The sequence below is a fragment of the Haloplanus sp. C73 genome (assembly GCF_051195115.1).
Taxonomy (GTDB): Archaea; Halobacteriota; Halobacteria; order Halobacteriales; family Haloferacaceae; genus Haloplanus.
Genome location: NZ_JBNTJZ010000002.1, coordinates 388,915 through 397,130, shown reverse-complemented (window position 1 = coordinate 397,130; position 8,216 = coordinate 388,915). Strand labels below are relative to the sequence as shown.

Genomic DNA, 8,216 nt, shown 5'->3' with positions numbered 1-8,216 from the left:
TCGAGGTCGTCCGTCCCTTCGAGCGTGAACGTGAAGGTCCCGGTGTTGAGGTCCGAGAGGTCCACGTCGTAGGTGACTTCGTTGTTGGTGACGTCGCCCGCGGTGCGCGTGTCACCGTTCGTGACGGCGGTGCCGGTCACGTCGAGACCGTCCTCGTTCTCAACGGTGAGTTCGAGGTTTTCGGCGTTCTCGTAGTTCCAAGCACCGACGACGGTGAGCTCACCGGAGCCGGAGGAGTCGTCGCCCTGCGGGACGGACCCGCCAGCGATGTCCTCACCGTACTGGTTCTCGATGTCGAGCGTGGTGACTCGCGGCGTCTGGACGGTCACGCCGTCCGAGCTGGGCTGCCCGTCAGTCGTGTAGCGACCAGTTGCCTGGTCCTGCGGGATGTCCGGCGTTTCGAGGGGGACGCCCTCGGCGTCACCGGCGGTCTTCACGACGCCACCGGAGATGTTGCCAGCCAGCTCGATGCTGGATTCGCCCTGGAAGACGGTTGCGCCGTCGTAGACGACACCGTCACCGTCCTGCGTGTCGAAGGAACCAGAGCCACCCGGACCTGCGCGAGTTGCCCCGCCCGGACCGGAAACGTCTCTGATGGTGAACGATCGGGACGCACTCGTGGACGTCGAGTCGCTGCTGTCATCAAGGGAACTGGTCACCGTCGCGGTAGTGTCAGACCCGACGTTTTCGGTCTGAATGTCGACAGTTACGTCGACGCTACCAGTGAGGTTACCAGTACCAACAGTAGAGTTATCGGGCTGGAAGGTAACAAGGAGCTCTTCCGCGGACCCGTCACTGTCAGGGTCGTTGGTGCTCACTCCCGCACTACCGGTGATATCAGTGCCATTAATCACGACACTGTTCACCGTTGTTGAGGTCACGTTGACACCGCTTGCCGGAGATGCAGCAAGAGTGTACGTGTCGGTGTTACCATCCGCAGTGTAACCATCGAAGGTGAAATTGATGTTGTGTGTTCGAGTTGTCTGTTCATCTACATCAGTGTCATTAGTGAATGTGGCAAACGAGCCAGATCCACTATTGACACCTGCAGCAGCTCCAGAGAACGCGACGGTGCCGGCGAAAACCGAGAACACCATCAGCGCCGCCAGAACTACTGCGCGGACTTTGTCGTTATAGTCTGTCATGTGTTTCGTTGTTGCATCTGCAGTGGCAATCCAAGGAATACCCTTTCATGCCGAATTTGTGGTCTAGCGCTGCGCCAGCCACCGGTAGGGGTACTCAAAGTGTTCTTTGGCGATTATAAATGCTTTCTGATGTAGAGTGCAGTCATATCAGATGTCAGGCTCTAACAAACCTATTTGAACCTATCTCAATCTTTTTGAATCAACAAGAAGCACATAGACAGGAGTACCTAATGACACAGGTCTTTGATCGGACGGTACAGTCCCCACAGACAGATGTGAATCTGGATGAATACAATACAGAGGAACGAAGACATATCAGGAAGATTTCTGTTCAAGGATCGCAGTCATTCGGAGAGAATGGACCGCTGAAATCTGTTGTCTATCTCAGAGGAGATGAGAGGGAGGCGGCAAGGAAATTCGTTGAGGCAAATATGGAACAGCTGAAGGAGTTTGACCTCTCAGGGCGAAATCGATTACAGGAATATCTGAATCGCGAGATATATGATTGGGTACTACACTTTCTGGGCGCTCGGGCGCTTGAGAAATTCGAAACCGTCGTGCGTGAATCACGACCCGATGGCACGACATGGATTATAGAACGAGAGCAGTATGAGCGTCATAATCGACGCTATACGGTATCGGAAGGTAAAGTAGCGAAATTGTCGGAAGTAACACCGAGAAAGGTATTTGACTCATTTGGGTCGGTCGTGACAGAGTCCGACATCGAAACCCACGACCAAGTGAAGACGAAAGACCCCATGGCACTTCTCGAATACTATCGTGTCTCGCCAGACTACAATGTTGAGGCGACCACAATCACTCGAAAGGCAGAATCCGGCCATAGCGAGGAATCAGCGCTGCGGGTTCTGGAAGACACAACGGATTCAGATGATGATATTACAGGGGTTTCAGGATCAGAAAGCAACATCGAGACGGAAATTAGTACAAAGAGATCCAACTCCGAGCGTACTGAACAAGGGAACACCCAGCGGGAGCCCGACCATCGATATTTTGCGGTTATGATAGATACGATCGGAACAATCAGAGTGAGAATCAAACAATCCAAGGATCATAATATCGGCTATGCTCTCAGGCCACAATTTCGTTTTAGCCGTAAGCAAGTTGACCGGTCGATAGTTGAGAGGTTCACCGACTACTGTGGAGAGAATGGAATTAGCTATCGAATAGAGGAACGGCAAGATAGAGACTCTATCATCTGTGTTATCTCAGGAATCAAGAACACGCGAAAGCTATTGACCAAGTTTAGACCAGACATGATCCAGCAATCAGAGCAGGTTGAGATAATGCTAGATGAAATTTTGCCTGCTATGGAATCCCGAGAGCACAACACGAAGGAGGGATTTCTGAAGGTAATGGAGTCAGTTGATCGACTCCGGGAGACGCTCCGCTCAACGTCAAACACGCGGTACAACAAGGCCTACTTCGAGTCAGAGTGGAATTTGGACTCACCGGAAGACACTTGAGAGCAGCTGATTACTTAGTCGCCGGTTGGATAGTCGTCAGAATCTAAGAGAGAGTTCCCGCGCAAGTGCGAAGACGACAACGCAGCATCGAGGAGCTGCTCAACTTCGTGCTGGGAGAGTCAGGCCTCCATCGAGTCTTGGGTTGTCATGTTCCCGAAGGTTCATGGTGTCCGGTATCAAGCAATTCGGATCAAAAGCGTACCGAGCGTCAGGATATCGCCGTTGATTACAGTGGGTTCGGTCCCGATTTCGTCCGACTTCTGGCACAGAACCGGACACACTACTGTTGCTGGCGCTCGACCCGCTCCTCGATCTCGTCCCACGCGAGCGAGCGCCGAAGGTCGTCCCGACCGAGGTCGTGGTCATGAATCAGTTGAGAGAGGTCCGTTGCGTAGTCTCGAGAGCGCTCCCGCTCGCGGAAGTAGAGTATCCAGCCGCCGAGAGCGAGCGTCCCGAAGAAGAGGTCGACGACAATCATCGTCACATCGACAGCCCGCCAGACCCCAGCCCAGGCCACGGGAACGCAGCCACGATCAGGTAGAGGATCCCCGGAACCATGACCCACGGAAGCCACTCAGGTGGCGCGGCAACGCCAGTCTCAGCGATAGTTGTAGCGGATGGTGTTGTCTTCTGAGCGGCAGATAGCCATCCGATGTAGACCCCACCGGCCAGCACGAACACGAACTTGTAGAGTTCGACGGCCCACCACATCGGCGCCTCACCGGTCAGGTCTTCGATGCGCTCACCAATCGACATCGTTCACCTCGCCGGGCGTCGGCAGCGACACCGACCATTCGCAGGTCGTGCAGGTTCGATGCGGCGGCGGGTCCTCGTGGGTCTCGGTCTCCCCGCCGCATTTCGGGCACCCCCACCACGGTTCGATATCAGTCGCCATCAGCTACCTCTGCTGCTTGCTCGGCGAGCAGGACGCTCAGGTCAGTTCGGCCGCTGCCGCGGCGCCCGCGTTCGTCGACGATGAGTGCGACCGGCTCACTCGTCGCCATCGGTCACCTCCAGATCTTCGAGCAGCGCGTCGACCTTGCCTTCGAGACGGGCGACGTCGCGCCGGAGTGCGTCGACACTGTCCTCGCTTTCCCGCTGGCGGTTTGGGATCAGGTCGGTGGCACCAGCTGGGCGCGTCAGTTCTCGCTCCTCTGGCGGGCTGAGATTTGGAACGCCATAGTCAGTGTGCGTCGGGTTTTTGCAGTATTCACCCCCGGGTTCGGCCGGCGTCGTACAGCCGGGGTACTGGCACTCGCCTGGAATAGACACTCCTCCTGTCCTCGGTTCGGGATCGGGCCGTCTCGCGAGCGTGTCGGATTCGCCGCCTGACACGCTCCAGTTCTCGCCGGGTAGGTCTCCTGTGTCATCCATCGGTTGTCACTCCCCTCTCGGGGAAGCCCACCGGCGGAGTCGAACCGCCGTTCGCCGACGTGGGTCAGTTCGCGAACCGTTCTTCGATGCGCTCGATGGTGTCGACGAGTAACGGCCACCCCATTGCGACAATCGCGATCATCGCCAAGACCAACGGGAACAGCGCAGCGAGAAAGGCGAGCAACAGGCTCATCGCCGGCCTCCAGTCATTTGGCTCGCGATGATGACAGCGCCGACAAGCCCGAGAGCCACCAACCCGAGGATTTTCAGCACGCCACCGATACCCACGTTGCTGCCCGTAGACGGCGTCGATGTCTGAACCGGTAGCCCGGACAGGTTTACTGGCGTCGCCGTGGCGGTCGGCTCTGGGGACGGCGTCGCTACCGGTGTCGCCGTCGTGGTCGCTGTGGGCTGAGGGGTCGGCGTGTCCGTTGGCACCTCGGTCGCGGGCGAGGTCGGCGTCGTGGCGTCCTCGACCGGAACCGTAATCGTGCGCGTGTTGCCTTCGCGGTCGACCAGATCGACCGTCACGACACCGTCGACGCCCTTTGGTGGCGCCTGCACACGCGCGTCGATATCGACCGTGTTCTGGGTGATATCGATGCTTCCCTGCTGCGGCGAGACGATCTTCGTTCCACGGACGCTGTGGAGCCGAACCGAGTCGACCTGCGTATCATCGGTGACGGTCCCCTGGACACGCACTGCGCCGTCGTCGAGGAGCGTCGCCGAGAGGTCGGCGGTCGGCGCCGTTGTATCGTCGACCTCGACTGTGACGCGAGCGACGCGCGTGTTCCCGGCAACGTCGGTGGCCGTGATAGTCAGTCGCGTCCGGCCGTGTGTCCCGAGATGCACCGTTTCGTCGATGCGCTCCGTGCTGCCCAGACGTATCGTTCGCTGGTCGCGCTCTTGGTGACCGTCGACCTCCGCCTCGTAGACGCGTCGAATCGTCACCGATTCGATGGCGCTGTCGTCATGGACGGTCGCCTCCAGGTCCAGCGTCCCGTCGGTCGCCGTCCAGTCAGGGTCGCCGTCGGGAACGCCCTCGTACTGGCTGCGCTCCCACGGCGACGACCACTCAATACGTGGTTCAGCGGTATCCTCGGACTGTGCGGCGGCGGCCGGCGCCAGCAGCCCGACCACCAAAATCGCGGCAAGCACCCTACGCATCGGCGAACACCAACCGGTCAAATCCAAGGAAACCCAGAACCGTCGCGGCACCGATCCCGACGACCGTCGCGACGATACCCGGAACGGCACCGACGACGACCGCGACAACGCCGAGACGTACCGCCAGCCGCCCGGCATCGACGCCGAGATAGCGTGCCCACTCGCGAAGAGGGTCGGCGTCGCTGTCCCAGGTCTCGCGCCGGTTCCAGGCCCAGTTCCAGGTCGCGGCGACGAACCAGCCGACAGCCTGGGCGGCGATAACCCCGATACCGGCTGAGGCCACAGTTGTCACGGCAACATCGATAGGGACGCCGGAAGCGCCGACGACGAGGTAGGTCGCTGGTTTGGTCAGCTGCATTGTCTCACCTTGAAGTTCTCGATGCTACGCTGCTGGCCAGCGGAAATCCAGACTTGCGCCCGGTCACCCTCGATGTAGGCGCGTTCGTCGGGTACGGAAATGGTCACGTTCGTCCCGCCGTCGTAGACGGTGATGCTCGCTGGCTCCCACGTAAACTGGACGTGCTGGCGCGAACTCCAGACGTGCGGCGTCACGGTGAGACTCGGCGCCGACTCTTGGATGATATGGAGGTCGAGCGCGGTCACGGCGCCATCATCGCAGGTCTGGCTGATGACTTCCACATCGCCGTCGAGCGTCGCCGCCGCGTGGCCGCTCATGACGACGTTTCCGAGAACGAACGTCGCGAGGGCTGCGGCGAGTAGTATCGTCACGCTACGCCGCATCGGCCACCTCCGGCTCGCGGCCGAGGCGAGCGTTCAGGAGCATCACGGCGACCGGCGCGCAGACGATGAAGTAGTTCGCGAGGCTCCGGTAGTTGAAAAACAGTAGCGGCGCCCACGCGAGCCACGCGAGCCACCGCAAGCGCTCAAAGTAGTGCCAGTAGGCGACGACGCCACTGATACCGACGAGACCCATCAACAGCGTGTGAGCGCCCTTCGCGATGGGGAATGCCCCCGAGAGCGTCAGCGCCGAGACGCCGACACCGAGATGGACGAGGGTTCCGCTCGGGCCGTAGAGGTTGGTCAGGAGCCCGACCACGGCTGCCTCGGGCGCCAGCACGAACACGGGCAGATGGATCAGCCCGAACGTCCCGGCGACGGTCGCCACGTACTTCGCCGCCGTCCAACGTCCTCGCTCGTGCCACACCCACAGCATCAGAAACGGGGCACAGAACCACGCCTGTTGCTTGACGGCCATCGCGATGCCGAACAGAATGGCGCTCCAGCGTAGCGAATCACGACCGACGCGACTCCAGGGCCACAGGTAGAGCGCCGCCAGCAGCGGCGCGACCCAGAGCGGGTCGGTCAAATCCGAGACGCCCCAGGTGATGAAGTCGCCGACGAGCAGCGAGAACAGCCCCAGCGGCGCCAACTCATGCGATGCCGTGCCGATAACCAGTGCGCCGATGACGACCGTCGAGAGCAACACCGCGATGCGGCTGCCGTCCTCGGCGATGGCGACGAACGGTGCGGCGAGCATCGCACTCCCAACAGGATACGAATATTGGTTGACGTGCCCACCGTCCATCATCGGCGTCGGATACTCGCCGCCGGATTGCATCGACACGACGTAGGGCGACTGTCCAGAGAGGATGGCCTCGGCAGCGATGTTAACGAAATCGAGCGCGTCGGTGTTGATCGGCGAGCCGTGGATCATCAGGTAGGTTACTCCCAGCGCCGTCATGATCGCGACGAACGCCGCTCCCGCGAGCGGACGGCCCCAGCGGCGGACGTCGACCGTCGAGACGCCCGCGCCGATCAGGACGAGCGCACTCGCGAACACATAGATAGAGGCGACACCCCAGATAACCGAGGGCTCACGGGCGTAGGCCATCTCGGAGCCAAGATGCAGCGTGAACAACCCCGCAAGGACGGCGTAGGCGTCTGGGGCCTCGATGTCGAGGTCGGGCTCGGGCAAGCGGTCGAGCAGACTGTCGGAATCATCAGTTGCCATCGTTCCCTCCGAATGGCCAGTTGATCGTGATATCGATGAGTGGCGCTGTTCGTTGTCGCGTATTGTTCTGGCCTCGGGCCACCCGTTGACCATTCTTGAACGCTTCCCGGAGGGCCTCCGGCCCAGGCCCCAGCGAGAAGAACGTCACGTAGTTCTCAAGAACGTGGTCGGGCAGTTCTTGGCCTGTCTTCTCGCGATACTCTTTCTGAATCTCGTTGAGATACTCCTCCTCGCTGAACGGGTGCTCAGCTTCATCCGTCAACATGCTCCACCTCCGGAGTGACGACTTGGACACTCTGTCGACGAGAGGGTATTGTTAATCTTATCAAATGATTGGCATATTTTAGATACTCTCGTGGCCCGAGGCTTGAAGCGCCGTCTATGCGCTGCTCGAAGGTGTACGGCACCTCGGCGATCTCTCGGACTGGACAGCGGGCCACGAGTTCGAGCAGGATCTTGTATCCGCTCGGACGCAGTCGCTCGCGGACGGGCTCGACGACGTCGGCTTCGACCGCGAAGTAGCCACTCATTGGGTCAGAGAGCTTCCGTGCGGTCGGCACGGCCAGCTGGGCGAGCGCCTCGGCACCACGAGAGATGAGGTGGCGGTGGGTTGGCCAGTCGCCGGCGACCTGCCCGCCGTCGACGTGTCGGGAACAGATGGCGATGTCGGCGCCGGCGTCAAGACGGTGGAGCAAGTTGACGATCCGGCGTGGCGGGTGCTGGCCGTCGGCGTCAAGGACGACGTAGCGCTCGCCGGCAGCGACGTCGAAGCCCTCGAGGACAGCCGACGCCAACCCAGACCCACCACGGTGGCGCCAGCGCACACGCGCGTCGTGATGGTAGGCATCGTGGACGACGTCGACCGTGCGGCTGGTCGGCGAATCATCGACGACCACGATCTCGTAGTCGCGGTCCTCGAGGATACCACGCACCGCCTCGATCACACTGCAGATGGTCTGGCGTTCGTCGTAGGTTGGCAGCACGACCGTCACCGCGCGGGTCATTCGCATCCCCTCCGTTCTATGTCTGGACCATCCTTCTGAGCTCTATACGTGTTGACTACGCTTAGGGTCA

At 60.4% G+C, this 8,216-nt stretch carries 13 protein-coding genes; 1 reads left to right on the top strand and 12 read right to left on the bottom strand.

Annotated features, from left to right (window positions below; genetic code table 11):
• Positions 1 to 1,145, bottom strand: a 1,145-nt coding sequence (locus tag ACQUSQ_RS06460; protein WP_435067719.1) for a surface glycoprotein, incomplete at its 3' end; no start/stop codon positions are given.
• Between the two features lie 230 nt (positions 1,146 to 1,375).
• Between ACQUSQ_RS06460 and ACQUSQ_RS06455 the strand changes: the two genes are divergently transcribed.
• A complete protein-coding gene (locus ACQUSQ_RS06455) occupies positions 1,376 to 2,629 on the top strand; it encodes a hypothetical protein (protein ID WP_435067718.1) in 1,254 nt (417 codons plus the stop codon).
• A gap of 280 nt (positions 2,630 to 2,909) precedes the next feature.
• Here ACQUSQ_RS06455 and ACQUSQ_RS06450 read toward each other — a convergent pair whose 3' ends face one another.
• The 11 genes from ACQUSQ_RS06450 to ACQUSQ_RS06400 all read right to left on the bottom strand — a co-directional run bounded on the left by ACQUSQ_RS06450 (position 2,910) and on the right by ACQUSQ_RS06400 (position 8,146).
• A complete protein-coding gene (locus tag ACQUSQ_RS06450; protein WP_435067717.1) occupies positions 2,910 to 3,107 on the bottom strand; it encodes a hypothetical protein in 198 nt (65 codons plus the stop codon).
• A gap of 2 nt (positions 3,108 to 3,109) precedes the next feature.
• Entirely contained in the window at positions 3,110 to 3,385 is a 276-nt protein-coding gene (locus ACQUSQ_RS06445; protein ID WP_435067716.1) for a hypothetical protein, read from the bottom strand.
• On the bottom strand, positions 3,372 to 3,524 hold the full coding sequence (locus ACQUSQ_RS06440; protein WP_435067715.1) for a hypothetical protein: 153 nt from the start codon (positions 3,522 to 3,524) through the stop codon (positions 3,372 to 3,374). Before ACQUSQ_RS06440 ends, ACQUSQ_RS06445 begins: the two co-directional genes overlap by 14 nt.
• Before the next feature lie 95 nt (positions 3,525 to 3,619).
• Positions 3,620 to 4,003: a hypothetical protein gene (locus tag ACQUSQ_RS06435; protein WP_435067714.1), complete on the bottom strand. Its 384-nt coding sequence runs from the start codon at positions 4,001 to 4,003 to the stop codon at positions 3,620 to 3,622.
• 64 nt (positions 4,004 to 4,067) lie between these two features.
• Positions 4,068 to 4,196: a hypothetical protein gene (locus ACQUSQ_RS06430; RefSeq protein WP_435067713.1), complete on the bottom strand. Its 129-nt coding sequence runs from the start codon at positions 4,194 to 4,196 to the stop codon at positions 4,068 to 4,070.
• Positions 4,193 to 5,170: a hypothetical protein gene (locus ACQUSQ_RS06425; protein ID WP_435067712.1), complete on the bottom strand. Its 978-nt coding sequence runs from the start codon at positions 5,168 to 5,170 to the stop codon at positions 4,193 to 4,195. Before ACQUSQ_RS06425 ends, ACQUSQ_RS06430 begins: the two co-directional genes overlap by 4 nt.
• Complete coding sequence (locus ACQUSQ_RS06420; RefSeq protein ID WP_435067711.1) at positions 5,163 to 5,528, bottom strand: GtrA family protein; 366 nt, start codon at positions 5,526 to 5,528, stop codon at positions 5,163 to 5,165. Before ACQUSQ_RS06420 ends, ACQUSQ_RS06425 begins: the two co-directional genes overlap by 8 nt.
• The gene (locus ACQUSQ_RS06415; RefSeq protein ID WP_435067710.1) at positions 5,519 to 5,911 is read right to left on the bottom strand and encodes a hypothetical protein; all 393 of its coding nucleotides are present in this window, start codon (positions 5,909 to 5,911) and stop codon (positions 5,519 to 5,521) included. The genes ACQUSQ_RS06420 and ACQUSQ_RS06415 overlap by 10 nt, the downstream gene beginning before the upstream one ends.
• A complete protein-coding gene (locus ACQUSQ_RS06410; RefSeq protein ID WP_435067709.1) occupies positions 5,901 to 7,142 on the bottom strand; it encodes a hypothetical protein in 1,242 nt (413 codons plus the stop codon). Before ACQUSQ_RS06410 ends, ACQUSQ_RS06415 begins: the two co-directional genes overlap by 11 nt.
• Positions 7,132 to 7,407, bottom strand: a complete 276-nt coding sequence (locus ACQUSQ_RS06405) for a hypothetical protein (protein WP_435067708.1) — start codon at positions 7,405 to 7,407, stop codon at positions 7,132 to 7,134. The genes ACQUSQ_RS06410 and ACQUSQ_RS06405 overlap by 11 nt, the downstream gene beginning before the upstream one ends.
• Entirely contained in the window at positions 7,394 to 8,146 is a 753-nt protein-coding gene (locus ACQUSQ_RS06400; protein WP_435067707.1) for a polyprenol monophosphomannose synthase, read from the bottom strand. Before ACQUSQ_RS06400 ends, ACQUSQ_RS06405 begins: the two co-directional genes overlap by 14 nt.
• Positions 8,147 to 8,216 lie beyond the last annotated feature (70 nt).